Genomic DNA, 26981 nt, shown 5'->3' with positions numbered 1-26981 from the left:
CTGCCCCTGCATCGACCCCCGGCGAATCGACTCCACCCCTCTCCCGTCGCGAGCTCCGCGAGCGCGAGCGCGCTCTGGCCCTCGCCTCCGACGTCTCGCTCGCGAGCGGCTCCGACGACCTCCTCGCGGCTCCCACGGCGGAGCAGCTGCGCGAGGCGGAGCGCCGCGTCGCCTCGGTCCGCAGCGCCCCGGCCCCCGTCCCCGCTCCGCGCGCGACGCCGCTCCGGCCCGTGCGCCGGGCCCGGGTCGGCGGACTCGTCGCCCTCTCCTTCGTCGCGGCCATCGTGGCGGCGACCTCCCTGCCGGCCACATCGCTCCTGACCGCGGAGGACGTGCAGGCGCAGAGCCTCTCGACCCCCTTCGGCGCCGACGCCCGCCGCGGCGCGCAGTCGTTCGTCGCCGGCGAGGTCAGCGCCGAGACGGTCGCCCGCGACGGCTTCGGCGTGCAGGAGCGCAAGACGCAGACCAACGTCGCCGACATCGTCCGCACCTCCGACACAGGCTTCACGAACGACCCGAACGCGTCGATCCAGTGGCCCTTCGCCGTCGGCGTGCCGGTGGGCGACCGCTTCGGCTACCGCAACTGCGCGGGCTGCTCGGTGAACCACGGCGGTACCGACTTCAACCCGGGCGACGGCTCGCCCATCCAAGCGATCGCCGACGGCGTCGTGCGCACGGTCATCGACGGCGAGGGCTCGCTCGGCGTGCACGTGATCGTCGACCACGAGATCGACGGGCAGCTCGTCTCGAGCGTGTACGCGCACATGCAGCACGGCTCGGCGGCCGTGAACGAGGGCGACCCGGTGAAGGTCGGCCAGCTGCTCGGCCTGGTGGGCACGACCGGCATGTCGACCGGCCCGCACCTGCACTTCGAGATCCGCCTCGACGGCGTGACGAAGGTCGACTCCTACCTCTGGCTCAAGGCAAACGCCGGGCGCTGACCCGGCGGCGGGACGCGGGAGTCGCCGGGCGGACCCCGCGGCCCGCTACTCCGCGCGCAGCCAGACCGTGGTGTCGGCCGGCAGCGCCGGCTCGTGCAGCTCCTCCGACGACAGCACCACGGAGCCGACGGGCAGCTCGACCGGAGCCTCGCCGAGGTTCGCGATCACCGTGACTGTTCCGTTGCGGAACGCCACGACGTCCTCCGGGTACCCCTCGAGCCACTCGACGGCGCCGGAGCCCAGGTCCTCGGCGCGGCGCACCGCGAGCAGGGACCGGTACAGCTCGAGCGTCGAGCCCTCGACACCGCGCTGGCGGTCGCGGGCGAGCGGCGCCCAGTCGCCGGGCTGCGGCAGCCAGGAGTCGCCGGTGCCGCTGAAGCCGTACGCGGGCGCGTCCGCCTCCCACGGGATCGGCACCCGGCAGCCGTCGCGGCCGTAGCGCGCGCCGCCCGTGCGGAACCAGGTCGGGTCCTGACGCGCCGAGTCCGGCAGGTCGATCGCCTCGGGGAGTCCGAGCTCCTCGCCCTGGTAGACGTAGGCGGAGCCGGGGAGCGCGAGCATGAGGGCGGTCGCGGAACGAGCGCGGCGCAGCCCCAGGACGGGGTCGGGGAGTCCGGGGGTGCGCGGGCCGATGCCGTAGCCCTGCGGGTTGTCGGACGTCAGGGCCAGGCGGCTCGCGTGGCGCACGACGTCGTGGTTCGACAGCACCCACGTCGACGGGGCGCCGACGGCGGCGAAGGCCTCGACGGAGGAGTCGATGATGTCGCGGAGGGCGGGTGCGCTCCACGGGGTCTCGAGGTAGGCGAAGTTGAAGGCCTGGTGCATCTCGTCGGGGCGGACCCAGCGGGCGAGCTTGGAGAGCGGCTGCACCCACGCCTCGGCGCAGAGCACGCGGTCGTCCGGGTACTCGGCGAGCAGGGAGTGCCAGTCGCGGTAGATCTCGTGGACGCCGTCCTGCGCCCAGTAGGGGGCGGTGGCGGGCTCCTCGCCGTCGGCGGGAGCGACTCCGCCCATCGACCCGCTGTCGGCGGGCGGCGTGTAGTCGGGCAGCCCCTCGGCCTTGATCATCCCGTGCGCGACGTCGACGCGGAAGCCGTCGACGCCGCGGTCGAGCCAGAAGCGGAGGACCTCCCGGAAGCGCTCGCGCACCCACTCGTTCGTCCAGTCGAAGTCGGGCTGCGAGGTGTCGAAGAGGTGCAGGTACCACTGGCCGGCCGAGCCGTCGGGCTCCATGACGCGGGTCCACGCGGGGCCGCCGAAGACAGACTCCCAGTTGTTCGGGGGCAGCTCGCCCGACTCGCCCCGGCCGTCGCGGAACAGGTAGCGCGCCCGCTCGGCGCTGCCCGCGGGAGCGGCGAGCGCCTCCTGGAACCAGCGGTGGGCGCTGGAGGAGTGGTTGGGGACGAGGTCGACGATGATCCGGATGCCCAGGGCGTGAGCGCGGGCGAGCATCGCGTCGAAGTCGGCGAGGGTGCCGAAGAGCGGATCGACGTCGCAGTAGTCGGCGACGTCGTAGCCCGCGTCCTTCTGCGGCGAGGTCATGAAGGGCGAGAGCCAGATCGCATCGACGCCGAGCTCGGCGAGGCTCTCGAGGCGCGAGGCGATGCCGGGCAGGTCGCCGATGCCGTCGCCGTCCGCGTCCGCGAAGGAGCGCGGGTAGATCTGGTAGATGACGGCGGTGCGCCACCACTCGGCTCCCCGGCGGTGCTCGGCCTCGGAGTCGGGGCCGGGGGAGTTCTCGGGCGCGCCGGAGGTAGCGGAGTCCAGGGTCATGCGGTCGAGTTTATCGGGCGGCTCGTGGGCGCCGGGGGCACGCCCCCCGCCGTCCCGTACAGTCGACGGGTGATCGAAGAGACGCCGGACGAGGCCCGAGCCCGACGCCGACGGGCGCTGCTGTGGGTGGTGCCGCTGCTGGTGCTGCTGGTCGGCGGCCTGGTCGCCGTCACCCTCGCGATCGGCGGATTCGCGCTGCGCAGCATGACCGGCGCCTCCGCCGTGCAGCTCGTCCTCGTCGCCTAGGCGGTCGCGGCCGGGCCGTCCTCGTCCTCGGGCGGGGGCGCGGAGGAGGTGCGCGCCCGCTCCTCGGACGCGTGCACGGTCTCGGGCCCGGTCGCGCGGGCCTGCTCGTCGGCGCGGGTGACCGCCTCCGCGAGCTCGTCGGCGACGAGGTACCCGGGAGAGACGGCCTCGGCCCGGTAGGCCGCCCGGCCGACCATGTGCGCCGAGACGGGCACGGTCAGCAGCTGGAAGCCGATCACCAGCACGATGGTCCCCGCGGCGGCGAAGCCGGGGTTCCGGATGGCGACCGCGAGCATCACGCAGATCAGTCCGAGCACCTGCGGCTTCGTGCCCGCGTGCATCCGGGAGAGCAGATCGTCGAACCGCATCAAGCCGATCGCGGCCAGCAGCGAGAGCAGGGCGCCGACCAGCAGCAGCACAGCGGTGAGCACGTCGAAGAACAGGTCCATGTCAGTCCTCCTCGCGGTTGGCCATGAACTTGGCGACGCTGATCGATCCGAAGACGGCGAACAGCGCGAGCCCGAGCGCGACGGGCAGGGTCCGCGCGTGGTGGTCGACCGCCATCTCGGCGCCGATCCCGCAGATGATCGTCGCGACGAGCACGTCGGCCGCGACGACCCGATCGAGCACGGACGGACCGCGGAGGATCCGCACGAGCGCGAGCAGGCAGGCGGCGCCGAAGACCGGCACCAGGATCCAGATCAACCAGTCGATCACCGGACCACCCCCGATCCGGCCTCGATCGGCCGATTCACGCGCTGCACGTCCTCGCGGGAGCCGATGGCCCGCACGATGCGCGCTTCCGTCCGGAGGACCGTCCGGCGCACCTCGTCGATCCGCTCGCCCTCGTCGTGGGTCACGCCGAGCACGTGCAGGTAGAGGACGTTCAGCTGCGGGTCCACGTCGATCACCAGGGAGCCGGGGACGAGCGAGACGGCCTCCGTCGTCCAGACGAGCATCCCCTCGGAGCGGCTGCGCAGGTGCACGGCGACGATGGCGTTGTGCACCGGGACGGGCAGGGTCAGGATCTGCCAGGACACCCGCACCGAGGCCACCGCGATGTCGGCCAGCAGGCGCAGGAGGAAGAGGAGCACGAACCACGGGTTGATGCGGTTCGAGAACTCGACCGGCGGCAGGTAGAACACCCGGGTGATCAGCAGGGCGACCAGGAAGCCGGTGACGATCGACAGCACCGAGACGTCGTCCCAGAGCAGCACCCAGATCCCGACGAGGGTCACGAACATCGCGACGCGGTTCCAGATGTCGACGCGGCGGCGGGGGCTCATCGCGGCCCCTCCTCTCCGAAGGACGAGTCGCGGTAGACGGTCGCGATGTAGGTCGCGGGGTCGACGACCGCGCTCGCCGCTCGCTCGCTCGCGTCGTAGAGGGGACCGGCGCCGACGGTCAGCACGACGCCGACGACGACCATCCCCGCGGTGGCGAGCACCATCATGGGCGGCGAGTGGCGGGTGCGGATGCTGCCCGTGTCGTCGGGGTCCTCCTGCAGCTGGTCGATCAGGGGCGACTCGTAGCCGGGCACCTCCTCCTGCCGGCGCCAGAAGACCATGTTCCAGACGCGCGCGACGGCGTAGAGGGTCAGGAGCGAGGTGACGGCTCCGGCGGCGATGACGGCCCAGATCAGCCACGACGGCTGGTCGACGGCCGCCTCCGTGCCGGCGACGAAGAGCCCCACCTTGCCGAGGAAGCCGGTGAACGGCGGGATCCCGCCGAGGTTCATCGCGGGGATGAAGTAGAGCAGCGCCAGCAGCGGCGAGGCCTTGAGCAGCCCGCCGAGGCGCAGGATCGAGGTGGTGCCGCCGACGCGCTCGATCAGGCCGGTCGCGAGGAAGAGCGTCGTCTGCACCGTGATGTGGTGGATGACGTAGAAGATCGTCGCCGCGTAGCCGGCCGGGGTGCCCACGGCGATCCCGAAGACCATGTAGCCGATGTGCGAGACCAGCGTGAAGGACAGCATCCGCTTGATGTCGGCCTGCGCGACGGCGCCGAGGATGCCGACGATCAGCGTCAGCAGCGCCACCACCAGCAGCACCTCGCTCAGCCTCCCGCCGGGGAAGAGCAGGGTCTCGGTGCGGATCAGTGCGTACACGCCGACCTTGGTGAGGAGTCCGGCGAAGACGGCGGTCACCGGCGCCGGAGCCGTGGGGTAGGAGTCCGGGAGCCAGAACGACAGGGGGAAGACGGCCGCCTTGATGCCGAAACCGAGCAGCAGCACCACGTGGAGCACCAGCTGCACGTCGGCGGGGAGCTCGGCGATGCGGATCGAGAGCTGCGCCATGTTGACCGTGCCGGTGGCGCCGTAGAGCAGGCCGATGGCCGAGAGGAAGAACACGCTCGAGACCAGGCTGACGACCACGTAGGTCGTGCCGGCGCGGATCCGCGGCGCGGTGCCGCCCAGGGTGATCAGCACGTAGCTCGCGGCCAGCAGGATCTCGAAGCCGACGTAGAGGTTGAAGAGGTCGCCCGCGACGAAGGCGTTGAGGATGCCCGCCGAGAGGATCAGGTAGGTCGGGTGGAAGATCGTGACCGGCGTCTCGCGGTTGCCGTCGACGAGGCCCTGGCCGACCGAGAACAGCAGGACGCCCAGCAGGGTGATCGAGGTGATCACGAGCATCAGCGCGGCGAGCGGATCGACGACCAGCACGATGCCCCACGGCGGCTCCCAGCCGCCCACGTAGACGGCGCTGCCGCCTCCGTCGCCGGTGAGGACCAGCACGAGCATCACCGAGGAGATCACCAGAACGCTCGAGAGCGTCACGATGTTCACGGTGATCTGCGCGCGCCGGTGGCGTCCGAGGATCAGCGCGACGGCCGCTCCCAGGAGGGGGAGGGTGACGACGAGCGGGATCAGGGCGTTCATCGGTCCTCCTTCCTGTCGTCGGTCATGGCGCTCTCCCCGTGCTTGGCGGCGGTGCCCTCGTCGCTGGACTCGAGCAGGACGTCGAGCGCCCGGTCGTCGGCGGTGGTCTGGGCCGAGATGCCCGCCGCGTCCTCGCGGACGGAGGCGTCGGTCTCGTCGTCCTCCACCTGGTCGGCGTTGGCGAGGCGCCAGCGCCGGTAGATCATCGCGAGGAGGAAGGCGGACACCCCGAAGGTGATCACGATCGCGGTGAGGATCAGCGCCTGCGGCAGCGGGTCGGCCATCTCGGCGGCGAGCTGCTCGTAGGAGCGCCCGTCGTCGGTGACGAACGGCGCGATGCCCGAGCGGCCGGCCATCAGCAGGATGAGGATGTTGGTCGCGTTCCCGACGAGCAGGAACCCGATCAGGATGCGGGTGAGGCTGCGCTCGAGCATCTGGTAGACGCCCGCCGCGTACATCACCGCCATCACGACGACGAGGACGAGGGTGATGCTCATGCGCCGTCCCCCCTGCCCGGTCCGCCGACGACCGTGGAGCCGGTGGGGAGCGAGGTCTCGAGCCCGTCGACCGTGCCCTGGCCGGGGCCGGGGGTGCTGTCCGTCGAGTGCGTGACGCCGTCGCCCGAGGGGGAGCCCTGCTCGGCCTCCTCGCCGTGGCGGTCGACCTCGCCGCCGAGGCTGCGGAGGATGTCGAGGGCGAGGCCGATCACGATCAGGTACACCCCGATGTCGAAGAGGGTGGACGTGCCCAGGTGGAGCTCGCCCAGTACCGGCACCTCGAGGTCGAGCCAGCTCGATTCGAGGACCTCGAGGCCGAAGGCGAGGGAGGAGACGGCGGTGCCGACGGCGAAGAAGAGGCCGAGTCCGAGGACCTTGCCCGCGTCGATCGGCGCGGCCTCGCCGAGCTCGAAGCGGCCGCCGGCGAGGTAGCGCGCGACGAGTGCGAGACCGGCGAGCAGGCCGCCCGCGAAGCCTCCGCCCGGGGTGTTGTGACCGGTGAAGAGCAGGTAGACCGACACGATCATCGCGGGGTGGAAGAGCAGGCGCACCAGCACCTCGAGCACGATCGAGCGGTTCTCCGGCCGGAGAGTGCGCCCGGCGACGAGCCAGGAGCCGCGGTCGCCGTCGCGCTCGGCGTCGGCGGAGGAGGCGGTCAGGTCCATCGCGCGCTCGCGGCGGTCGTCGGCGCTCTGCGACTCCAGGCGGGGAGCGCCTCCGGCCCGGCTGGAGAGGAAGATCAGGCTCGCGACGCCGGTGGCGACCACGACGAGGACCGAGATCTCGCCCATCGTGTCCCAGGCGCGGATGTCGACGAGCAGGACGTTGACGATGTTGCGGCCCTTGCCCTCCTCGTAGGCGAGGCGGGGCAGCTCGGCCGAGATCGGCGTCGCGGTCCGGGCGCCGAGGGCGATGGTGGCGGCGAGGGCCATGACCGCTCCGACCGCGATGCCGATGACGGCGCGCAGGCGCTTGCGCATCGGCTGGTGCTTCGCGGCGATGCGGGTCGGGAGGCGGCGCAGCACCAGGACGAAGACCACGAGGGTCACCGTCTCGATCAGCGCCTGGGTGAGGGCGAGGTCCGGTGCGCCCTGCAGGGCGAAGAGGGCCACCATCCCGTAGCCGGTGGCGCCGGCCAGCAGCACGGCGGCGACGCGGTTGCGGGCGATCGCGCACAGCACCGCCGCGAGGATCATCACGGCCGCGACCGCGAGCTGGCCCGGGCTGTCCCAGAAGACGAGATCGCCCGGCCAGGTGCGGTTGAGGGCGGCCGCACCGCCGACGCCGAGGACGAAGACCGCGAAGATCACCGTCAGGTAGCGGGGGAGCGAGCCGCGCTGGACGGACTCGGTGACCGTGCTGGCGACGCGGTCGAGCCAGCGGACGGTGGCCCAGTAGCCCTCGGCGGAGTCGATCCGGTTGGGCAGCATCGACTGGGCGCGCGCGACGGCGACGCGCTTGGCGAAGAGCAGGAGTCCGACGGCGATCACGAGGGCGCTGAGTGCCAGCGCGGGCTCGAAGCCGTGCCAGAGCGCGAGGTGGTAGCCGCCGTGGTCGGAGGCCTCCGCGGCGGCGGCGAGCTCCGGGTCGGCGTCCGGAGCGGCGTAGGGGAGGCTGTCCGCGTAGACGGCGACGAGCGGGTCGAGCACGGAGGCGGCGATCCCGCCGATCACGCTGGCGGCGGCCAGCAGTACCGGGGCGGCGGTGAAGGTCCACGGCTCGGCGTGCAGGTGCGTGTCCTCGAGCCCCTTCTTCCGGGCGAAGGCGCCCCAGAAGAAGCGCGCGGAGTAGGCCACGGTGAGGATCGAGCCGAGGACGAGGCCGACCAGCGCGACCCAGGCCCAGAACGAGCCCTGCTCGATCGCCGAGATCAGGCTCGTGAACACGGTCTCCTTGGCGACGAAGCCCAGCAGCGGCGGGATGCCCGCCATCGACAGCACGCCGACGAGGGCGGCGCTCGCGAGCACCGGCGCCTGCCGTCCCAGGCCGCTGAGCTTGCGGAGGTCGCGCGTGCCGGCGCGGTGGTCGACGATGCCGACGGTGAGGAAGAGCAGCGCCTTGAAGAGAGCGTGGGCGACGAGCAGGGTCAGTCCGGCCAGCGCGGCGTCGCGCGAGCCGAAGCCGACGGCGACGGTCAGGAAGCCGAGCTGGCTGACGGTGCCGTAGGCCAGCACGAGCTTGAGGTCGTACTGCCGGAGCGAGCGCCAGCCGCCGACGAGCATGGTCCAGACTCCGACGCTCACCACCACGGGCAGCCAGACGGAGTCGTCGGCGAAGCCCGGCGCGAGGCGCGCGACGAGGTAGATGCCGGCCTTCACCATCGCGGCGGCGTGCAGGTAGGCGCTGACCGGCGTGGGAGCGGCCATCGCGGCCGGCAGCCAGAAGTGGAACGGCACCAGGGCCGACTTCGAGAACGCGCCGAGCAGCACCAGCACCAGGGCCGTCGACACGATCGGGCCGGAGGGGGCGGCGGCGACGATCCCGGAGAGGCTGGTGGTACCGGCCTGCACGATCAGGACGATGATCCCGACCAGCATCGCCAGCCCGCCGAGAGTCGTGACCAGGAGCGCCTGGAGCCCGGCACCCCGGCTCTCCTTGCGCCCGCTGTAGTGGCCGATGAGGAGGTAGGAGAGGACGCTCGTCGCCTCCCAGAAGACGAAGAGGATGATCACGTCGTCGGCCGTGACCAGCCCGTACATCACTCCGGCGAACGCGGACAGGAGCGCTGCGAACCGGCCCAGCGAGGGCTCGTCGCGGCTGAAGTACGTCGCGCAGTAGGCGAGGACCAGGGCGCCGACTCCGCTGACCACGAGGGCGAGGACGATCGAGAGCGCGTCCAGGCGGAAGGAGAGGGCGATGTCGAGCGCGGGGATCCACGGCACGGACTCGCGGATCTCGCCGCCGTCGAGGATCGTCGGCAGGGCGGTCGCGGTGGCGACGAAGCTCGCGGCCGGGATCAGCGCCAGCGCGTAGAACGTCTTCGGCCCGAACCGGTCCACCAGCCAGGGGGTCACCACGGCGATCGCGAACGAGATCACGAGGATGAGGAGCATCACATGTTCCTCCCAAGGTGTACCCAGCGCATAAGTCGGTCAAGAATATCGGAGCGCCCTCCCGCGGAACCTGAGTGCGCGAAGGCTTGACGGCCCCGTCGTGATCCGCCAGGGCCCTACCGTGGGGAGCATGGCCCGCTCGCTCCTCCCCGACCAGCTCTGCCGACTCCGCGTCCACGACCTCGCGACGGGGGAGTCGACGACCGTCTTCGAGTCCGACACCGTCCTCGTGGAGGCGCCGAACTGGACTCCGGACGGCTCCGCCCTGATCGTGAACGGCGACGGCGGCCTCTTCCGGCTGCCGCTCGAGGGGGCGGCCGTGCTCGAGCCGATCCCGCTCGACGGGGTGCCGGCCGAGCTCAACAACGACCACGTGCTCGCCCCGTCCGGCGGGCTCGCCTACGTCTCGGCGCGCGACGGGCACCTCTACGCGGTCGAGCTCGACGGCTCCGCCCCCGCCCGCCGCCTGACCGCCGAGCGCGAGGGCGCGCGCTTCAAGCACTACCTGCACGGCGTCTCGCCCGACGGCGCGACCCTCGCGCTGATCGGCGGCGGCGACGCCTCCGGGCGGTGGCGGACCGACGTCTACACGATGCCGGCCGGGGGAGGCCCGCTCACCGCCCTGACCGACGACGAGGCGGCCGACGACGGCGTCGACGTCTCGGCCGACGGCCGCACCCTCGTCTTCAACTCCGAGCGGGCCGGAGGAGGCGCGCAGCTGTTCCGCATCGGCCTCGACGGCTCCGCGCTCTCCCGCCTGGTCGAGTCGGACACGGTCGACTGGTTCCCGCACGAGTCGCCCGACGGCGCGCACCTGCTCTACCTCGCCTATCCGGAGGGGACGGCCGGGCACCCCGAGAACGTCGACGTCGAGCTGCGGCTGCTCGACCTCCCCGGGCGCGCGACGCTCGAGCCCGGCCGCGTGCTGGAGCGCCTCCACGGCGGGCAGGGGACGATCAACGTCTCCGGCTGGGCGCCGGACTCGACGCGCTTCGCCTACGCCGACTACCCGCGGCGCTGAGAGCCTGAGTCCTTGCCGCGCATGCGCGGGAGGGGGATCGATCACGGCGGGGAGCGGGTCTTGAATCGGGGGATGAGCATCGACAGCGCAGCATCCTCCTCCGTCACCCGCTCGCCGCTCGGCGACTCCGGCATCGACGTCTTCCCGCTCTCCCTCGGCGGCAACGTCTTCGGCTGGACCGCGGGCCGGCAGACCTCCTTCGACGTCCTCGACGGCTACACGGCCGCGGGAGGCGACTTCATCGACACCGCCGACGCCTACTCCGCCTGGGTCCCGGGCAACACGGGCGGCGAGTCCGAGACGATCATCGGCGAGTGGCTCGCGCAGCGCTCGGGGGACCGGGACGACGTGGTGATCGCGACGAAGGCGGGCCGCCACCCGCAGTTCACCGGCCTCGCGCCCGACACCGTGCGCGCGGCCGCCCGCGCCTCCCTCGAGCGCCTCGCGACCGACCGGATCGACCTCTACTACGCCCACTTCGACGACGAGGCCGTGCCGATGGCCGACATCGCCGCCGTGTTCTCGGAGCTCGTGGACCAGGGCCTGGTCCGCGCGATCGGAGTGTCGAACTTCAGCGCCGAGCGCGTCGCGGAGTGGCTGCGCATCGCGGGCGAGGAGGGCCTGCACGCGCCCGTCGCGCTGCAGCCGCACTACAACCTCGTGGAGCGCGGGGTCGAGGCCGACCTGCTGCCCCTCGCCCGCGAGGCGGGGCTGGCCGTCGTCCCCTACTCCGCCCTGGCGTCAGGATTCCTGACCGGCAAGTACCGCGACGGATCGACGCCCGAGGGTCCGCGCGCCGACGGCGCCTCCCGCTACCTCGACGGCCGCGGCCGCCGGGTGCTGGCGGCGCTCGATGCGGCGGCGGAGGCGCACGGCGCCGAGGTGGCGACGGTGGCGCTCGCGTGGCTCCGCTCGCAGCCCGGAGTGGTCGCGCCGATCGCCAGCGCCCGCGTGATGGAGCAGCTGCCGGCGCTGATCGCCTCGGCCTCCCTCGAGCTGAGCGCCGAGGAGCTCTCCGCGCTCGACGAGGCGAGCCGGGCGTAGCCGCAGACGGGCAGCCGCGGGGGCGCGTCCCCCGCGGTCATCGACGCTCCGCGGAGGTGCTATCGTCTAACGGTGCCAAATCGCGGGCACGCCCCGAGAGGGGCTGTCAGACCCGCAGGTGCGCCCCCTTAGCTCATTGGTAGAGCACTTCCTTGGTAAGGAAGAGGTAGTGGGTCCGATTCCCACAGGGGGCTCCGTTCCCCGCAGGCCAGGCCTGCGAAGAACGCGCGGCGGGGTAGCTCAGGTGGTTAGAGCACACGGCTCATAATCGTGGTGTCGCGGGTTCAAGTCCCGCTCCCGCTACAGCGAGAAGGCCCCGGTTCGCGCGTCGAGCCGGGGCCTTCGGCGTTCCCGGGCGAGGTCCTGCCCGTGGGAGAGGTCTCAGACCGCGCAGCCCGCGAAGAGCACGTCGTCCGAGGAGACCAGGTCCTCCAGGGTCAGCAGGCGGTCGAGGTCGTGGCCGGCGGCCAGGGCGTTGGCGCGCTCCGGTGCGGTCTGGGGGGCGAGGCGCCCCTCCATGACCCCGCCGAGGGCGCGGACGGCGCAGGCGGCGACCACTCCCTCCGGGGTGCCGCCGATGCCGAGGACGAGGTCGACGCGGCCCGCGGGATCGGCCGCCTCGATCGCGACCGACACGTCGCCCTCGCCGCGCAGCTCGAGCGCGACCCCGGCCGCGCGCAGAGCCGCGATGAGCCCGGAGTGACGCGGCTTGTCGAGCACGACGACGACCAGCTCCGCGACGGGCTTCCCGAGCGCCGCCGCCAGCCGTGCGGCGTTCTCGGCGGGAGGGAGGTCGAGCGAGACGGCGCCCCGGCCCGCTCCGGAGCAGACCAGCTTGTCCATGTAGAAGACGTCACGCGGGTCGAACAGCGTGCCTCGCGGGGCCAGCGCGATCACGCTCACCGAGCCGGGGAGCCCCTCCGCCGTCAGCCGGGTGCCGTCGAGCGGATCGACCGCCACGTCGCAGGAGGGAGCGGAGGCGCGGCCGAGGCGCTCGCCGTTCGCGAGCATCGGGGCCTCGTCCTTCTCGCCCTCGCCGATCACGACGACGCCGTCGAACGGAGCGTCGGCCAGCACGGCGCGCATCGCCGCGACCGACGCCTCGTCCGCCGCGACCTTGTCGCCGCGCCCGTACCAGCCGCGCGCCGCCTCGGCCGCCGCGCGCACGGCGGCGGCCACCGCCTCCTGCAGCTCGGCCGGGTAGGCGGGCGACGCGATCAGCCGCAGGCCGCTCATGCGCGCGCGGGCTGAGCGGTCGCGGTGCGGACCAGCCGCTCCAGGGTGCGCAGGCCGTCGGAGGAGAGCACCGACTCCAGGTGCCCCTGCACCGACGCGACGTGCTCGCCGCGCAGGGCGTTGACCACTCCCGTCTCCGGATCGACCGACACCTCGAGCCCCAGCCGGGGCGTGCGCGCGACGCCGGGGGCGACGGAGGAGAAGGTGTTGTAGAAGCCGATCGCGGCGTCCTCGCCGAACACGTCCACCGCCAGGCGCACGCCCTGGCGGGGCGCGGGCAGCGGCTCGACCGGGAGGCCCGCCAGCAGCGACAGCATCTGGTGGCTGAGGCAGACGGCGAGCATCGGCCGCTCCGCCTCGAGGCGCGTGGTCATCAGCGAGCGCAGGTGCGCGATCCGCGGCTCGGACTCGTCGCGGGGGTCGCCCGGGCCGGGGCCGAAGACGACGAGGTCGTCGCTCAGCACGTCGGCGACCTCCGACCAGCGCTCGACCCGGGCGTCCATCCCGAGGTGGCGCAGCTGGTGGGCGAGCATCGTCGTGAACTGGTCCTCGTTGTCGACGATCAGCGCGGTGTGCCCGGCGAGGCCGGCGATGTGCTCGGGCGCCTGGGGCCGGAGCCAGAACGAGGCGAGCCGCTCGTTGCGCGCCTCGAGCGCCTCCTGCACGCCCGGCTGCGCGTTCAGGTCGATGGCCGGCGGCACCTCGCGGTGCGGCAGCAGGCCCAGGGCGGAGAGGACGCCCGACGCCTTCGCCCGCGTCTCGGCGACCTCGCCCTCGGGGGTGGAGTGGCGCACGAGCGTCGCGCCGGCCGGCACGGTGAGGCGGCCGTCCGCGCGGAGGTAGGCGGTGCGGATGAGGATGGGGGCGTCGACCGTATAGCCGTGCTCCTCCGGCTCGAAGAGGGCGAGCACGCCGGAGTAGTAGCCGCGCGGCTCCTTCTCGTACTCGGCGATCACGGCGCACGCGTTCTCCATCGGCGAGCCGGTGACCGTGGGCGCGAACATCGTCAGCCGCAGGACCTCGCGCACGTCGAGTCCGGTGCGGCCCTCGAGCAGGTACTCGGTGTGGCTGAGCCGCGACATCTGCTTGAGGAACGGCCCGAGGATGCGGCCGCCGTCCGGGCAGACCGCGCTCATCATCTTCATCTCCTCGTCCACGACCATGAAGAGCTCCTCGCTCTCCTTGACGTCGGCGAGGAACGCGAGCACCTCCTCCCCGGTGGGTCCGGCCGCGGGGTGGCGGAAGGTGCCGCTGATCGGGTTCATCATCGCGACGCCGTCGCGCACCGAGACGTGGCGCTCGGGGGTCGCGCCGACGGCGGTGACCGTCTGCGCGCCGTCGACGCCGGGGGTGTGGATCGCGAAGGTCCAGTACGCGCCGGACTCGTCGGTGAGCAGGCGGCGGAACCAGGCCAGGACCGCCTCGACGGGCGGCGCGTCGGTCTGCGCGACGAAGGCGCGGTTGATGACGAAGTTGGCGCCCTCGCCGCGGCCGATCTCGTCCTCGATCACCCGGCGGACGATGTCGGCGTACTCGTCGTCCGGCACGTCGAAGCCGCGCTCCTCGACCGGGATCTCCCGCTCGGGCAGGAGCCGCAGCACCTCGGCCAGGGGGACGCTCTCGCGCTCGCGCACCACGAGGTTGCGCAGCGGGGCTCCGTCGTCCTTCGCCGCGAAGCCGCGCTCGCGCACCTGCCGGTAGGGCACGAGGGTCAGCACGTCGTCGCCGTCGAGCGGGATGTCGGCCAGGCCCTCGACGTCGAGCACGTCGCCCGTGAACACGTCGACGGCGTCGCGGCCCTGGCGGAGGACCACCGCGAACGGCAGCGTCCCGTCGGAGGCGAGGATGCGGGAGAGGAGCGAGGTCATCGTGGTCCTTGTATCGGGTCGTGCCCCACCCGGGCCCTGACATGCAGAACGACCGCCCGGAGGAGGCGGTCGCGTGCGAGGGGTCTGCGCGTCGGTCCGCCTAGGAGGCGGGCCACCAGGGGCTTCGGATCGACGTGCGCACGCGGCGAGTCTAGGGGAGAGCCGGGCGGCGGCCAAGCGGTGTCAGGCGGCCGGCCGCTCGGTCGGCTCGCCCCGCAGGGTCCGGAGCAGGAGGGTCGCGCCGGCCGTCGCGGCGGGGGTGGCGACGACCGCGCCCCCGGGGACGAGGAACGCCAGGTAGACGGCGATGCCGAAGCCGAGCGAGACCGCGCGGTGCTCGCCGAGGAGGCGGCGGCGGTCGCGGAGGGAGAGCCCCCGGGCGTCGCCCGCGAACCCGGTCAGCTCGAGCGCGAGGGCCCTCCCGCCGACCAGGGCGCCCGCGACGAGGCCGACGATCGAGCCGACCAGCGGCACCAGGCCCAGCAGCACCAGGACCACGCCGATCCCGAGGGAGGTGGCGACCAGCACGGCGGAGTCGCGGAGGCCGCGGCCGACCCCCTGCCAGAAGGTGCTCTCGCGCTCGTCGGGCACGCCGCCGAGGTCGTCCTCGACCCGCCGCCAGATCCGCTCGTAGAAGGGGTCGCCGACCAGCAGGGTCACCGCGGCGAAGAGGACCACGCCGAGGGCGAGCACGGCGCCGACCACCGCGATCGAGAGCACCAGGCGGACGGTGGCGGCCGTGCCCTCGTCCCAGCCGCCGGCGAACGGGGTGAGCGCGGTCACCGCGTCCTGCACCCGCGTGAGCACCAGGACCAGCACGCCGACGAAGACCAGGCCGACGATCAGGGGCGGGATCGCGCCGAGGAGCATCGCCCGCGGCGAGCGGACCCAGGTGCGGAAGCCGCGGAGGAAGAGCCGGGCACCGAGGCCGAGATCGCGGAGGACGCTCATCCCCCGATCCTCGCAGGTGGGTCCGGCCCGGCGGTCCGGTAGAACACCCGACCGTGCGGGGTGCGGAGCCTCAGACCCGCTCGAACGGAGCGAGCAGCCCCGCCATCGCCTTCGTCCGCGGCGCGGCGTACTCGTCGCGCCGCGAGGTGCTGACGCCCATCGCGACGAGCCCCTCCACCAGGCGCACCGCCGAGGCGACGCCGTCGATCACGGGCACGCCCAGCTCCCGTGAGAGGTCGCGGCACAGGTCGGCCATGCCCGCGCAGCCCAGCACGATCGAGTCGGACCCGTCGACGGCCAGCGCTTCGGCGCACTCCGCCAGGATCGCGCGGCGGGCGTCGGAGCGGGGGTCGTCGAGTTCGAGCACGGGGATGTCGCAGGCGCGCACCTGACGGCAGGCGTCGCCGAACCCGGCGCGGCGGGCGATGTCCCAGGCGCGGCCGCTCGTGCGCGAGAGCGTGGTGACCACGCTGAAGCCCCGGCCGACGAGCGCGGCCATGTGCATGGCGGCCTCGGCGATCCCCACGACCGGGCCGCTCGCGATCTCGCGCGCGGCGTCGACGCCCGGGTCGCCGAAGCACGCGATGACCGCGCCGTCGCAGCCGGCCGCCTCCGCCCGGGCGATCTCGTGCAGGACGCCGGGCACGGCGAGCGCCTCGTCGTAGTGGCTCTCGATCGACGCCGGACCCATCGGCGGGGTGACGGCCGTGATCTCGGTGCCGAGCGAGGCGACGGAGCGGGCGGCCCGGCCGATCGCCGCGGTCATCGCAGTGCTGGTGTTCGGGTTGACGACGGTGATGCGCATGGTGGTCTCTCGGTTCGGGTGCCGGGAGGGGGAGGGACCCGCCCGGCCGCCGGTCCGCGGGATGCGGAGCGGCCGGGGCGGATCCCTCCTCCGTGCCGGCCGGATCAGACGGTCGAGCCGTCGCTGACGTGCTCGAGGTCCTCGTCGAGGCGCCCGATCCGCGGCGCGCGCCGCTCGAGCACGGCCATCGCGACGAACCCGAGCCCGCAGCCGAGGAACCAGCTGTAGTCGCCGAGCCAGGTGAACTCCGCGCCTCCCGCCTCCGCGATCCAGCGCGGCACGAGCACCGAGGCGACGGAGGGGACTCCGCCGATCACGGTCGCCCAGACGGCGTTGGGGTTGAAGCCGCGCGAGAACCAGTAGCGGCCCTTCTCGCTCATCGTGTAGAGGTCGTCCACCCAGACGCGCTGGCGGCTGATCAGGTAGTAGCCCGCGATGAGGACGCCGAACAGCGGTCCGATCAGCGCGCCGAGGATGCCGAGCGTGTAGTGGATGGCGGTGTCGTTCGAGTACCAGTTCCACGGGGTGAGCAGCACCGAGCCGACGGCGGCGATCATGCCGCCCATCCGCCAGCTGATCTTCTTCGGGTTGACGTTGGAGAAGTCGAACGCGGGGGAGATGAAGTTGGCGACGATGTTGATGCCGATCGTCGCGATGACGAACGTGAGCCCGCCCAAGAGCACGGCGAACCAGGTGTCGATCCGCTCGACGGTCTCGATCGGGTCGGTGATCAGCTCGCCGAAGACCGGCACGGTCGCCGACGCGGTGATCACGGTGAGGAGGGAGAAGAAGAGGAAGTTGATCGGGAGGCCGAGCAGGTTGCCGCGCTTCACGGCGCCGTAGCTGCGGGCGTACCGGGAGAAGTCGCCGAAGTTGAGCATCGGGCCCGAGAAGTAGGAGACGACCAGGGCGACGGCCGAGATCATCACCGGCACCGCGGCGGCGAGGTCGAGCGGCTCACCGGAGCCGAGGGTGAGCGAGATGTTCTCCCAGCCCGCCTGCGACACCAGGTAGACGGCCAGCACGAGCATCACCACGTAGACCGCCGGTCCCGCCCAGTCGATGAAGCGGCGGATCGACTCCATGCCCCGCCAGAACAGCGCGGCCTGCGCGACCCAGAGGATCGCGTAGGAGAGGTAGCCCAGGGCCGAGAGGCCGAGGAACGACGCCTCGGGCGTGTTCAGGGCGGCCATGCCCGGGAAGAACTTGAGGAAGACGATGTTCAGCGACTGCGCCGCCAGGTAGGTCTGCACGCCGTACCAGGCGATCGCGATCAGTCCGCGGATGATCGCCGGGATGTTCGCGCCGCGGATGCCGAAGATCGCCCGGTTGATGACGGGGTAGGGCACGCCGGTGACCTGGCTGGGCTTGGCGACGAGGTTGCAGAAGACCTGCACGATCACGATGCCCACCACCAGGGCGACGAGTACCTGCCAGCCGGCCAGGCCCAGCGCGAAGAGCGAGCCCGCGGTCACGTACCCGCCGACGCTGTGCACGTCCGACATCCAGAACGCGAAGATGTTGTAGCTCGACCAGCGCTGCTTCCGGAGCGGGGCGAGGTCCTCGTTGGAGAGGCGGTCGTCGTAGCCGGCGCTCGCCGCGGCGGCGGGATCCGGATCGACGGGAGGAGCGGTGACTCGGGGTGCGGTGACTCGGTCGGACATGGGTGGATCCACCTCTCGGGCGGTCGTGCGCAGAGCGGCACGGAGCGGATGTGTCAGGGTGGTCGGGACGTCCGGCCGAGGAGGCGGGGCGTCGCGGAGAGCGTTCCGAGTGAAGTGATCACTTCACGCGGGCCACGCTACGAGTCGGGAGGCCGCCGCTCGTTTCGGCTCCGTTACGGCTGTGTGACGATCCGCGAGAGGGGACGGGCCATGCTCTCCGACGACACCGCGCCCGACGAGGCGGCCGCCCGGGCGATCGCGGACGGGGCCGGACTCGGCGCCCGGCTGCGGGAGCTGCGGCTCTCGGCGGGCCTGTCGCTGAAGGCACTCGCCGGGCGACTCGGCATCTCCGTGAGCGCCGTCTCGCAGATCGAGCGCGGAGCCATGCAGCCCTCGGTCGGCCGGCTGATCGCCCTCGTGGACGCGCTGGGGGTCCCGCTGTCCGCCGTGTTCGACCAGGGCGCGTCTGCGCCGGTCGAGACCGCGGTCGTCCGGGCGCGCGAGTCGGCGCCCGTGGCGCTCGAGGGCGGAGTGCTGTTCCGCCGTCTGGCGCCGCGTCCGCTGGACGCCGTCGACTTCTTCGAGTCGACCTACCCGCCGGGCTCGACCTCGACGGCGCACCGGCAGCTGCTCCGCCACGACGGGTTCGAGATGGGGACGGTGACGCTCGGAGAGCTGACGGTCGAGTTCGAGGACGAGTCGGTCGTCCTCGGGCCGGGCGACGCCATCACGTTCCCGTGCGAGCGGCCGCACCGCATGGTCAACACGGGCTCGACCACGGCGATCGCGACCTGGCTGATCGTCCACCGCTGACACCGCGCCGGTGCTTCGTGCCGGACCCCTGGCGGCACCACCTGCGTATGGGACCCTGGTCCTCGCTCCTCCACAACGGACGGACGACCGTCTCCTGTCCACACCCCGGTCGGGATCGGGGCGCGGCGGGCCCTCGGTGTCGGTACCGCCTGGTGGGCTGGTCTCCTCGACCGAGGGGTGCGGAACGTGGAGGAGCGGATGGACGGCAGGAACGACGAGGGGTGCCCGCGCTGGTGCGCGGGCGAGCACGACGAGCTGGTCGCGGCGGGGGAGCGGCTGCACCGCTCCGCGGCGAGCTCGCTCCCGGTGGTGCTCTGGGCGGGCCGAGACGGGGCCGCGGGCGCGACGGTGCACGTCTCCCTGTGCCGCCCGGGGGAGTCGGGGGAGGACAGGCTCCGCCTGGAGGCCGACGGGCTCGGCGAGGTCGACCTCGATCTCAGCTCGGGGTCGCGGCTGGCCCGCGCGGTGCTCCGGCTACTCGGCGCCTCGTGAGGTGCGCGGCGGATCGGGCGGCAGGAGGTCCGTCAGCTCGATCTCGAGCGCCTCGCAGAGCGCGAGGAGGGTGTGCAGCGTGGGGTTCGCGGGCGAGCCGGGCTTCGACTCGCCCTTCTCGAACTTCTGGTAGGTGTAGCCCGCGAGCCCGGCCGCGTGGGCGATCCGCTCCTGGCTGGCGCCCTTGGCGATGCGGGCCCGGTGCATGTTGGTGCCGAGCTCGCGGGCGTAGGTCGCCCAGTCGCGCTCGGGAGTGGGTGTCGACATGCCCGCCAGCTTCGGAGAAGTTCGGCCGCGGGTCAGCCATACACGGATGGGAAATTCTCGGTGGTCATACCCGGGTGACCACCGGCGGCGCCTCCGGAGCCCCGAGGGCCCCGCGACGGCAGCGCCTAGTATGGCCGGGTGCCAGTGAACCCCGAACTCGTCGGGCGCGTCTTCGCGCCCACGGAGCCCTATCAGGTGGGGCGCGAGAAGGTGCGCGAGTTCGCCCGCGCCGTCTCCGCGACCTCCCCCCTGCACCACGACGTCGAGGCCGCCCGCGCCGCCGGGCACCCCGACCTCGTCGCTCCGCCCACCTTCGCCGTCGTCGTGCAGGAGTTCACGCTCCAGCAGCTGCTCGCCGAGCCCGACGGCGGGATCGACTTCAGCCGCGTCGTGCACGGAGACCAGCGCTTCGTGCTGTCCCGTCCGGTCGTGGCCGGCGACGAGCTGACCGCGACCCTCTCGGTCGCCGCCATCAAGAAGCTCGGCGCCCACTCGATGGTCACCACCGAGTCCCGCATGGTCGACGCGAGCGGCGAGCACGTCGTCACCGCGATCTCGACCCTCGTGGTCAGGGGAGACGAATGAGCACCGCACTGCCCGCTCTCGCCGAGCTGAGCGTCGGCCAGGTCGTCGCCGAGAGCCGCTTCCCGATCGACCGCGGCACCCTGGTGCGCTACGCGGGCGCCTCGGGCGACTTCAACCCCATCCACTACCGCGACGACGTCGCCGGCGAGGTCGGCCTGCCCGGCGTGCTCGCGCACGGCATGCTCACGATGGGCACCGCGGTGCAGGTCGTCGTCGACTGGGTCGGCGACCCCGGACGCGTGGTCGACTATCAGGTGCGCTTCACCCGCCCCGTCGTGGTGGACCCGCGCGACGGCGCCGCCATCGACGTGGTCGCCAGGATCGGTGCTGTGAACGCCGAGGAGGGCTGGGTCCGCGTCGACCTCGCCGTCTCGGTCGAGGGCCAGTCCGTCCTCGGCAAGGCCCAGGCACGGGTCCGACTCGCGTGACCTCCGCGCCGCTGCTCTCCGCCCTGACCACCCTCCGCGTCGGCGGACCCGCCGAGCGCCTCGTCGAGCCCGCCACCGAGGCGGAGCTGGTCGAGACGCTCGTCGGCCTGTGGTCGGACGACGAGCCGTGGCTGCTGCTCGGCGGCGGCTCCAACCTCCTCGTGGGCGACGACGGGGTCGAGGGCACGGTCGTGCGCGTGCGCACCACCGGCGTCGAGCGGCTCCCCTCCGACGAGCCGGGGCGCGTGCTCCTGCGGGTCCAGGCGGGCGAGTCGTGGGACGGCCTCGTCGCGACGACCGTGGAGCGCGGCTGGGCGGGTCTCGAGGCTCTCAGCGGCATCCCCGGCACGGTCGGTGCGTCGCCGGTGCAGAACATCGGCGCCTACGGCCAGGAGCTCTCGGACACGCTGGTCGCGGTCGACTTCCTCGACGAGGGCGCCCGCGAGCCCGTCCGGCTGACGGCGGAGGAGCTGCAGTTCGCCTACCGCACCTCCGTGATCAAGCAGGGCCGCCGGGGCGCGGTGCTGGCCGTCGAGTTCGCGCTCGAGGAGGTCGGCGCCGAGGGCGACGGCACTCCCGTCGCCTACGGTCAGCTGGCGTCGGCGCTCGGAGTCGCGCTCGGCGACCGCGTGCCGCTCGCGCGGGTGCGCGAGACCGTGCTGGCGCTGCGTGCGGGCAAGGGCATGGTCCTCGATCCGGAGGACCCGGACACCGCGAGCGCCGGCTCCTTCTTCACCAACCCCCTCGTCACGAGCGCGTTCGCCGACTCCCTGCCACCCGAGGCGCCGCGCTGGCCGGTCGAGCCGACGGCGGAGGCGCCCGTCATCACCCCGCTCGCCGCGGTCGAGGCAGGAGCGCCCGTCGGGCTGCCCGTGCCTCCCCGCGCCGACGGCCTGGTGAAGCTCAGCGCCGCGTGGCTGATCGAGCACGCCGGCGTCTCGCGCGGTTTCGCCCTGCCCGGCTCGCGGGCCGCCGTGTCGAGCAAGCACACCCTCGCCCTGACCAACCGCGGAGGAGCGACGGCCGAGCAGGTCGCCGAGCTCGCCCGGTACGTCCAGGGCCGCGTCCTGGCGGAGTTCGGCGTGCTGCTGCACCCCGAGCCCGTCGTGGTCGGCACCGCGGTCTGAGTCCGCGCGGTCTGCGCGCGCAGGCCCCGCGCTCGCGGGGACGCGCGCCCTCCGGCCGCGGCCTCCTCCGGCTCAGCTGTCGCGGCGGATCCAGCGGAAGCCGAAGCGGCAGGCGACGAGCCCCACGACGAGCCAGATACCGAGCACCAGCGCGACGCCGCCGAGGTCCCACGACCCGTTCACCTCCGCCTCCTCGAACCCGCTCGGCAGGAACACGGCGCGCATGCCCTGCGCGATCCACTTGAGCGGGAAGACGCTCGCCGTGTTCTGCAGCCAGTCCGGCAGCGTCGTGAACGACAGGTACGACCCCGAGATGAACTGCAGCACGAGCAGCGGCGGCACGATCACGGCGGTCGCGCTCTTGCCCGAGCGGGGCAGCGCGGAGACGGCGATGCCGAGGATGGCCGACGTCGCGACTCCTGCCAGGTAGACCCAGGCGAAGGTCGCCCAGCGCCCGCTGTCGGTGGGCAGCTCGACCGAGAACACCGTCGCCGCGACGAGGAGCAGCAGGGCCGTCTGCGCGAGGCTCGTCACGAGCACCTGGCCGAACTTGCCGATGAAGTAGCTGAAGACCGGCAGCGGTGCCCCCGCGAGGCGCTTGAGCGTGCCGTCGCCGCGCTCGACCGCGATGTCGACGCCCAGGTTCTGGACGCCCGAGAGCAGGATCCCGGCCGCGGCGAGGCCCGGCACGTAGTACTCGGCCATCGGGATGCCCGGGTCCTGCGGGTTCGCCTGCATCACCGCGGTGTCGCCGAACGCGACCGAGAAGATCGTCAGGAGCAGCACCGGGAAGAGGAAGGTGAAGAACACCTGGTCCGGAGCGCGGAAGTACGAGCGGATCTCGTAGCGGGCGCGGGCGAGTCCGAGGCGGACGGTGCGTCCCGGGCCGGTGGAGAGGGTGCGGGGGCGGGTGGCGACGGCGGTCACGCGGGCTCTCCGATCAGGTCGACCGCGTCGCGGTCCTCGCGGATGAGGTCGAGGTAGATGTCCTCGAGGCTGGGGCGGACGACCTCGAGCGCCGTCGGCTCCCCGATCCGGGCGTGCAGCTCGGCGACGGTCCGGGCGGGCTCGGTGGTGCGCAGCCGGTGCAGCACGCCGTCCTCGCGCCACTGCACGATCGGGACGCGCGCCTCGTCCCCTCCGATCGCGCTCATCGGGCCGATGGCCAGGAGCCGCCCGCCGGAGATCACGGCGGCGCGGTCGCCGAGGCGGGCGGCCTCGTCGAGGTAGTGGGTGGTGAGCAGGATGGTCGTGCCCTCGCTCTTGAGCAGAGCGATCAGGTCCCAGAAGGAGTGGCGGGCCTCGGGGTCGAATCCCGTGGTGGGCTCGTCGAGGAACACCAGCTCGGGACGGCCGATGATGCCGAGGGCGACGTCGACGCGGCGGCGCTGGCCGCCGGAGAGGCGCCCGATGCGCGAGCGGGCCTTGGACGTCAGCCCGACGGCCTCGATGGTCTCGTCGACGTCGCGCGGTCGCGGATAGAGGCTGGCGAAGTGCGCGATCTGCTCGCGCACCGTCGCGTTGCCGGACTCGCCGCTGGACTGCAGGACGATCCCCAGACGCGCCTTCCACGCCAGGTCGCCGTGGCGCGGGTCGACCCCGAGCACCGACACCTCGCCGCCGGAGCGGTCGCGGTAGCCCTCGAGGATCTCGATGGTCGTCGACTTCCCGGCGCCGTTGGGGCCGAGGAGCGCGAAGGTCTCGCCCCGGTGGATGTCGAAGGAGACTCCCGCGACCGCCGGAGCGCCCCCGTAGTCCTTCCGCAGGTCGCGGACTCGGACGGCGTGGTCTTCGCTCATCGTCACAGCGTGCCCTGTCGCACCCCTCCGGCGACAGTGATCCCCGATTTCCGCCTCCCTCTTGCCCTCCCCGCCCCGAGATGCCAGGCACCCCTCACCTGTCGGACAGGCGCGTCGCAGTACCCGCCGTCACCGTGCGGCACGGTCGAGCGGCGATCGGCGATCCGCGTGTCGGCGGATCGTCATCCGCGCTGCGCATCCCGCTCTCTGCGACGCACCCCCGTCGTCGAGCCGATCGCGGCCGATCGACGACGCAGGAGGAGGGCTAATCGGTGCCGAAGAGCCGCTGCAGGCGGCGCACGCCCTCGAGGAGCGCGTCGTCGCCGAGGGCGTAGGACAGGCGGAGGTAGCCGCTCGGTCCGAAGGCCTCGCCGGGGACGGTGGCGACCTCGGCCTGCTCGAGGATGAGGTCGGCGAGCTCGAGGGAGGTCGTCGGGGTGGTGCCGTTCCACTCGCGGTTCAGGAGCTCGTTCACGTCGGGGTAGACGTAGAACGCGCCGCCGGGGGTGGGGCACTCGATCCCGTCGATCGCGTTCAGCTCGGCGACGATGGTGCGGCGGCGGCGGTCGAAGGCCAGGCGCATCTCCTCGGCCGGCTCCTGCGGGCCGGTGAGGGCGGCGATCGCGGCGCGCTGCGAGATGTTCGAGACGTTGCTCGAGAGGTGCGACTGCAGGTTCGAGGCGCCCTTGATCGCGTCGGCCGGGCCGACCATCCATCCGACGCGCCAGCCGGTCATCGCGTAGGTCTTCGCGACGCCGTTGACGAGGATCGTCCGGTCGCGCAGGGCCGGCACCGCCTCGACGATCGAGGTCGCGTGCTCGAGCGGGCTCGCGTCGTCCTGGTCGCCGGTGGAGTAGACGAGGTTCTGGTAGATCTCGTCGGCGATGATCCAGAGGCCGTGCTCCTCGGCCCACTCGCCGATCTCGCGGGTCTGCTCGGCCGAGTAGACGGCGCCGGTGGGGTTGGAGGGGGAGACGAACAGGAGCACCTTGGTGCGCTCGGTGCGCGCGGCCTCCAGCTGCTCGACCGTGACCAGGTAGCCCTGGTCGGCGCCCGCGAACACGTCCACCTGAACGCCGCCGGCGAGCTTGATCGCCTCGGGGTAGGTGGTCCAGTACGGGGTCGGCACCAGCACCTCGTCGCCGTCGTCGAGGAGGGTCTGGAAGGCCTGGTAGACGGCCTGCTTGCCGCCGTTGGTGACCACGACCTGCGAGGGGTCGACGGCCCATCCGGAGTCGCGCGCCGTCTTCTCCGCGATGGCCGCGCGGAGGTCGGGGAGGCCCGCCGCGGGGGTGTAGCGGTAGTTCCCCGGGTCGAGCACGGCGGCCGAGGCGGCCTCGACGATGTGCTCGGGAGTGAGGAAGTCGGGCTCGCCGGCGGCGTAGGACACGACCGGGCGGCCCTGGGCCTGGAGGGCCTTCGCCTTGGCGTCGACCTTCAGAGTGGCGGACTCGGCGATGGCGGCGATGCGGGCGGAGATGCGCGTGGTGGAGGACACGACGGCCAGCGTATCCTGCGCGCGCACGGGGCTCCGAGGCCCCCCGCCGCTCGGCTGGACACGCCCTGCGGGTCCACGTACACTCGTCCGAGGTAGTCGATCTCTGCCCTCATCCACAGCGCCCGCGAGGGTCGTGGCGGTGGGGCGGCGGGTCGGTCTCCTCCTCGGATGCTCGCAACGGCATCCATAGGGCGGTGGCTCAATTGGTAGAGCAGCGGTCTCCAAAACCGCAGGTTGCAGGTTCGAGCCCTGTCCGCCCTGCACATCGATGCCCGTCGCACGCGGTCCCCGCGACGCTGCGGTCATCGGTCCAGGGCCGCCCATGACGGGCGGTCGGCCACACCGGAGGTTCCGGTGCGGGAAAGGTGCGTGCAGGTGGCCGGGAAAGCAGTCGACGAGCCGAGCGAGGACGTCGTCGCGATCGCCAATCAGCAGCGAGCCGCGCGGCGCAACCCGTTCGCGCGCATCGCCCTCTTCATCCGGCAGGTCATCGCCGAGCTGAAGAAGGTCGTGACGCCCACCCGCAAGGAGCTGGGCAATTACGTCGTGGTCGTGCTGATCTTCGTCGTCATCATGATGGCGCTGGTGTCCTTCCTCGACTGGGTGTTCGCCCTGGCCGTGACGTACGTGTTCGGCACACCCGCCGCCTGACCCGAGAGCATCCGGGCCGCGCGAGCGGAGGGTGCCGGCGACAGCGGGACGCGCCCCGAGGGGCGCGACCGATCGATCGAGAGAGAGTTGTGACGAGTGTCTGACAGAAACCGCGACGACGTCGACTGGGCGACGGCTGCCGAGCAGTCGTCGGAGGTCGAGGAGGAGCAGGAGGGCGACGTCCAGTCGCAGGCTGAGGACGCCGTCGAGCCCGCCGAGCAGGGTGCGCTGAGCATCATCGACGAGAACGAGTCCGAGGACGACCTCGCCTCCGACCTCGAGGCAGCGCTGGACGCCATCGGCTCCGTCGACGACCCCGAGGCCGACTCCGCGGTCGACGAGGCCGCGCACATCGACACCGTCGAGGAGGCCGAAGCGGCCCTCGAGGCCGTCGAGGACGAGGCCGAGGTCGCCGCCGAGGACGCCGAGGCCGCCGGTGAGGACCTCGCCGACATCGACCCGTACGAGGCCTTCCGCACCGAGCTGCGCGGCAAGCCGGGCAAGTGGTACGTCATCCACTCCTACGCCGGCTTCGAGAAGCGCGTGAAGTCCAACATCGAGAACCGCAAGGTCTCGCTCGAGGCCGAGGACTACATCTTCGAGGTCCAGGTCCCGATGGAGGACGTGGTCGAGATCAAGAACGGCCAGCGCAAGATGGTCACCCGCGTGCGCATCCCCGGCTACGTGCTGGTGCGCATGGACCTCAACGAGGACTCGTGGTCGGTCGTCCGCCACACGCCGGGCGTCACCGGCTTCGTGGGCAACGCCCACAACCCGACCCCGCTGCGCTTCGAGGAGGCCTTCACGATGCTGAAGAGCCTCGTCGAGATCAAGGACGTCGCCCCCTCGAAGACCTCCGGCGCGAAGGGCCAGAAGCAGGCCCAGCGCGTGCTGCCCGCCGAGGTCGACTTCGAGATCGGCGAGACCATCACCATCAAGGAGGGCTCGTTCGCGGGTCTTCCCGGCTCGATCAGCGAGATCAAGCCCGAGAGCGGCAAGCTCACCGTGCTCGTCTCGCTCTTCGAGCGCGAGACCCCGGTCGAGCTGTCGTTCGACCAGGTCACCAAGCTCTGACGCGTCGCCTCCGCGCCGCGTGAACGCCCCCTCCGCACGTCGGAGGGGGCGTTCGCCGTTCCGGGCGCCGCCCCCTCCGGCACCGCCCCACGCGCCCCCGGGCGTCGGCCCCTCCTCCGCCCTGTCGGGGGTGGCCCCGCTCGTGTAAGCTCGTACGGGTTTTCGTGTCGGCGCCCGCCTCTGTGCGCGCCGGACGACCCTCCTCCACCGCGATCCGGCACCGTCGGATGCGCGGGAGAGCGGCCGGGAGCCCCCGACCGCTCGAACCCT

Annotated in this window: 27 protein-coding genes and 3 tRNA genes; 14 read left to right on the top strand and 16 right to left on the bottom strand. The window is 72.6% G+C overall.

Annotated features, from left to right (window positions below; translation table 11 throughout):
- Nucleotides 1-941, top strand: a 941-nt coding sequence (locus C5C55_RS16980; RefSeq protein ID WP_104234247.1) for a M23 family metallopeptidase, incomplete at its 5' end; no start/stop codon positions are given.
- 45 nt (nucleotides 942-986) lie between these two features.
- Here the strand turns inward: C5C55_RS16980 and C5C55_RS13475 are convergent.
- Nucleotides 987-2714 carry a glycoside hydrolase family 13 protein gene (locus C5C55_RS13475; protein WP_104234246.1) on the bottom strand — a complete coding sequence of 576 codons (1728 nt, stop codon included), beginning with the start codon at nucleotides 2712-2714 and terminating at the stop codon, nucleotides 987-989.
- 69 nt (nucleotides 2715-2783) lie between these two features.
- Between C5C55_RS13475 and C5C55_RS16665 the strand changes: the two genes are divergently transcribed.
- Nucleotides 2784-2960, top strand: a complete 177-nt coding sequence (locus C5C55_RS16665) for a hypothetical protein (RefSeq protein WP_181067860.1) — start codon at nucleotides 2784-2786, stop codon at nucleotides 2958-2960.
- Here the strand turns inward: C5C55_RS16665 and mnhG are convergent.
- The 6 genes from mnhG to C5C55_RS13445 are packed head-to-tail and all read right to left on the bottom strand — an operon-like array spanning nucleotide 2957 to nucleotide 9388.
- Nucleotides 2957-3409 carry a monovalent cation/H(+) antiporter subunit G gene (gene mnhG / locus C5C55_RS13470; protein WP_219812138.1) on the bottom strand — a complete coding sequence of 151 codons (453 nt, stop codon included), beginning with the start codon at nucleotides 3407-3409 and terminating at the stop codon, nucleotides 2957-2959. The two genes, C5C55_RS16665 and mnhG, sit on opposite strands and share 4 nt — an antisense overlap.
- Nucleotide 3410: 1 nt before the next feature.
- The gene (locus C5C55_RS13465) at nucleotides 3411-3677 is read right to left on the bottom strand and encodes a monovalent cation/H+ antiporter complex subunit F (RefSeq protein ID WP_308471052.1); all 267 of its coding nucleotides are present in this window, start codon (nucleotides 3675-3677) and stop codon (nucleotides 3411-3413) included.
- A complete protein-coding gene (locus tag C5C55_RS13460; protein WP_104234245.1) occupies nucleotides 3674-4246 on the bottom strand; it encodes a Na+/H+ antiporter subunit E in 573 nt (190 codons plus the stop codon). Before C5C55_RS13460 ends, C5C55_RS13465 begins: the two co-directional genes overlap by 4 nt.
- Nucleotides 4243-5838, bottom strand: coding sequence for a Na+/H+ antiporter subunit D (locus C5C55_RS13455; protein ID WP_104234244.1), 1596 nt, complete (start codon nucleotides 5836-5838; stop codon nucleotides 4243-4245). The genes C5C55_RS13460 and C5C55_RS13455 overlap by 4 nt, the downstream gene beginning before the upstream one ends.
- On the bottom strand, nucleotides 5835-6335 hold the full coding sequence (locus tag C5C55_RS13450; protein WP_104234243.1) for a Na(+)/H(+) antiporter subunit C: 501 nt from the start codon (nucleotides 6333-6335) through the stop codon (nucleotides 5835-5837). Before C5C55_RS13450 ends, C5C55_RS13455 begins: the two co-directional genes overlap by 4 nt.
- On the bottom strand, nucleotides 6332-9388 hold the full coding sequence (locus C5C55_RS13445; protein WP_104234242.1) for a Na+/H+ antiporter subunit A: 3057 nt from the start codon (nucleotides 9386-9388) through the stop codon (nucleotides 6332-6334). The genes C5C55_RS13450 and C5C55_RS13445 overlap by 4 nt, the downstream gene beginning before the upstream one ends.
- 130 nt (nucleotides 9389-9518) lie before the next feature.
- On the opposite strand from C5C55_RS13445, the gene C5C55_RS13440 reads away from it, so the two are divergent.
- The 4 genes from C5C55_RS13440 (at nucleotide 9519) to C5C55_RS13425 (ending at nucleotide 11756) form a co-directional block, all read left to right on the top strand.
- Nucleotides 9519-10409, top strand: coding sequence for a PD40 domain-containing protein (locus tag C5C55_RS13440; protein WP_104234241.1), 891 nt, complete (start codon nucleotides 9519-9521; stop codon nucleotides 10407-10409).
- 72 nt (nucleotides 10410-10481) lie between these two features.
- Nucleotides 10482-11453 carry an aldo/keto reductase gene (locus C5C55_RS13435; protein ID WP_104234240.1) on the top strand — a complete coding sequence of 324 codons (972 nt, stop codon included), beginning with the start codon at nucleotides 10482-10484 and terminating at the stop codon, nucleotides 11451-11453.
- A gap of 122 nt (nucleotides 11454-11575) precedes the next feature.
- Nucleotides 11576-11647, top strand: a tRNA-Thr gene (locus C5C55_RS13430).
- Nucleotides 11648-11682: 35 nt separating this feature from the next.
- Nucleotides 11683-11756 (top strand) — tRNA-Met (locus C5C55_RS13425).
- Nucleotides 11757-11834: 78 nt separating this feature from the next.
- Here the strand turns inward: C5C55_RS13425 and C5C55_RS13420 are convergent.
- From C5C55_RS13420 to C5C55_RS13400, 5 genes are all read right to left on the bottom strand, one after another.
- The gene (locus C5C55_RS13420) at nucleotides 11835-12689 is read right to left on the bottom strand and encodes a fructose-bisphosphatase class II family protein (RefSeq protein WP_104227038.1); all 855 of its coding nucleotides are present in this window, start codon (nucleotides 12687-12689) and stop codon (nucleotides 11835-11837) included.
- Nucleotides 12686-14557, bottom strand: a complete 1872-nt coding sequence (locus tag C5C55_RS13415) for an anthranilate synthase family protein (protein WP_104223619.1) — start codon at nucleotides 14555-14557, stop codon at nucleotides 12686-12688. The genes C5C55_RS13420 and C5C55_RS13415 overlap by 4 nt, the downstream gene beginning before the upstream one ends.
- 183 nt (nucleotides 14558-14740) lie before the next feature.
- The gene (locus tag C5C55_RS13410) at nucleotides 14741-15508 is read right to left on the bottom strand and encodes an EI24 domain-containing protein (protein WP_104223620.1); all 768 of its coding nucleotides are present in this window, start codon (nucleotides 15506-15508) and stop codon (nucleotides 14741-14743) included.
- A 70-nt stretch (nucleotides 15509-15578) separates the two neighbouring features.
- On the bottom strand, nucleotides 15579-16313 hold the full coding sequence (locus tag C5C55_RS13405) for an aspartate/glutamate racemase family protein (RefSeq protein WP_104234239.1): 735 nt from the start codon (nucleotides 16311-16313) through the stop codon (nucleotides 15579-15581).
- A 104-nt stretch (nucleotides 16314-16417) separates the two neighbouring features.
- Nucleotides 16418-17977 carry an NCS1 family nucleobase:cation symporter-1 gene (locus C5C55_RS13400; RefSeq protein WP_104227042.1) on the bottom strand — a complete coding sequence of 520 codons (1560 nt, stop codon included), beginning with the start codon at nucleotides 17975-17977 and terminating at the stop codon, nucleotides 16418-16420.
- A 210-nt stretch (nucleotides 17978-18187) separates the two neighbouring features.
- Here C5C55_RS13400 and C5C55_RS13395 point away from each other — a divergent pair, with 210 nt between their 5' ends.
- Complete coding sequence (locus tag C5C55_RS13395) at nucleotides 18188-18790, top strand: helix-turn-helix domain-containing protein (protein WP_104234238.1); 603 nt, start codon at nucleotides 18188-18190, stop codon at nucleotides 18788-18790.
- Between the two features lie 198 nt (nucleotides 18791-18988).
- Entirely contained in the window at nucleotides 18989-19282 is a 294-nt protein-coding gene (locus C5C55_RS13390; protein ID WP_104234237.1) for a DUF6907 domain-containing protein, read from the top strand.
- On the opposite strand, the gene C5C55_RS13385 is transcribed toward C5C55_RS13390, so the two are convergent.
- Nucleotides 19265-19549, bottom strand: a complete 285-nt coding sequence (locus C5C55_RS13385; protein ID WP_104223625.1) for a helix-turn-helix domain-containing protein — start codon at nucleotides 19547-19549, stop codon at nucleotides 19265-19267. The two genes, C5C55_RS13390 and C5C55_RS13385, sit on opposite strands and share 18 nt — an antisense overlap.
- 138 nt (nucleotides 19550-19687) lie before the next feature.
- On the opposite strand from C5C55_RS13385, the gene C5C55_RS13380 reads away from it, so the two are divergent.
- The 3 genes from C5C55_RS13380 to C5C55_RS13370 are packed head-to-tail and all read left to right on the top strand — an operon-like array spanning nucleotide 19688 to nucleotide 21689.
- Complete coding sequence (locus C5C55_RS13380; RefSeq protein WP_104227045.1) at nucleotides 19688-20134, top strand: MaoC family dehydratase N-terminal domain-containing protein; 447 nt, start codon at nucleotides 19688-19690, stop codon at nucleotides 20132-20134.
- Complete coding sequence (locus C5C55_RS13375; protein ID WP_104234236.1) at nucleotides 20131-20562, top strand: MaoC/PaaZ C-terminal domain-containing protein; 432 nt, start codon at nucleotides 20131-20133, stop codon at nucleotides 20560-20562. The genes C5C55_RS13380 and C5C55_RS13375 overlap by 4 nt, the downstream gene beginning before the upstream one ends.
- Nucleotides 20559-21689, top strand: coding sequence for a UDP-N-acetylmuramate dehydrogenase (locus tag C5C55_RS13370; RefSeq protein ID WP_104223628.1), 1131 nt, complete (start codon nucleotides 20559-20561; stop codon nucleotides 21687-21689). Before C5C55_RS13375 ends, C5C55_RS13370 begins: the two co-directional genes overlap by 4 nt.
- Nucleotides 21690-21761: 72 nt before the next feature.
- Here C5C55_RS13370 and C5C55_RS13365 read toward each other — a convergent pair whose 3' ends face one another.
- The 3 genes from C5C55_RS13365 to C5C55_RS13355 all read right to left on the bottom strand — a co-directional run bounded on the left by C5C55_RS13365 (nucleotide 21762) and on the right by C5C55_RS13355 (nucleotide 24995).
- The gene (locus C5C55_RS13365; protein ID WP_104223629.1) at nucleotides 21762-22616 is read right to left on the bottom strand and encodes an ABC transporter permease; all 855 of its coding nucleotides are present in this window, start codon (nucleotides 22614-22616) and stop codon (nucleotides 21762-21764) included.
- Nucleotides 22613-23488, bottom strand: a complete 876-nt coding sequence (locus C5C55_RS13360) for an ABC transporter ATP-binding protein (protein ID WP_104223630.1) — start codon at nucleotides 23486-23488, stop codon at nucleotides 22613-22615. Before C5C55_RS13360 ends, C5C55_RS13365 begins: the two co-directional genes overlap by 4 nt.
- Nucleotides 23489-23753: 265 nt before the next feature.
- The gene (locus C5C55_RS13355; RefSeq protein ID WP_374954244.1) at nucleotides 23754-24995 is read right to left on the bottom strand and encodes a pyridoxal phosphate-dependent aminotransferase; all 1242 of its coding nucleotides are present in this window, start codon (nucleotides 24993-24995) and stop codon (nucleotides 23754-23756) included.
- Nucleotides 24996-25174: 179 nt separating this feature from the next.
- On the opposite strand from C5C55_RS13355, the gene C5C55_RS13350 reads away from it, so the two are divergent.
- From C5C55_RS13350 to nusG, 3 genes are all read left to right on the top strand, one after another.
- Nucleotides 25175-25247, top strand: a tRNA-Trp gene (locus C5C55_RS13350).
- A gap of 114 nt (nucleotides 25248-25361) precedes the next feature.
- Nucleotides 25362-25637 carry a preprotein translocase subunit SecE gene (gene secE / locus C5C55_RS13345; RefSeq protein ID WP_068208793.1) on the top strand — a complete coding sequence of 92 codons (276 nt, stop codon included), beginning with the start codon at nucleotides 25362-25364 and terminating at the stop codon, nucleotides 25635-25637.
- A 96-nt stretch (nucleotides 25638-25733) separates the two neighbouring features.
- Nucleotides 25734-26711 (top strand): transcription termination/antitermination protein NusG, encoded by a 978-nt coding sequence (gene nusG / locus C5C55_RS13340; protein ID WP_104234235.1) that lies wholly within the window; start codon nucleotides 25734-25736, stop codon nucleotides 26709-26711.
- Nucleotides 26712-26981: the final 270 nt, after the last annotated feature.

The sequence above is a fragment of the Rathayibacter sp. AY1C2 genome (assembly GCF_002931195.1).
Lineage (GTDB): Bacteria > Actinomycetota > Actinomycetes > Actinomycetales > Microbacteriaceae > Rathayibacter.
This window is presented reverse-complemented; position numbering and strand designations above follow the sequence as displayed.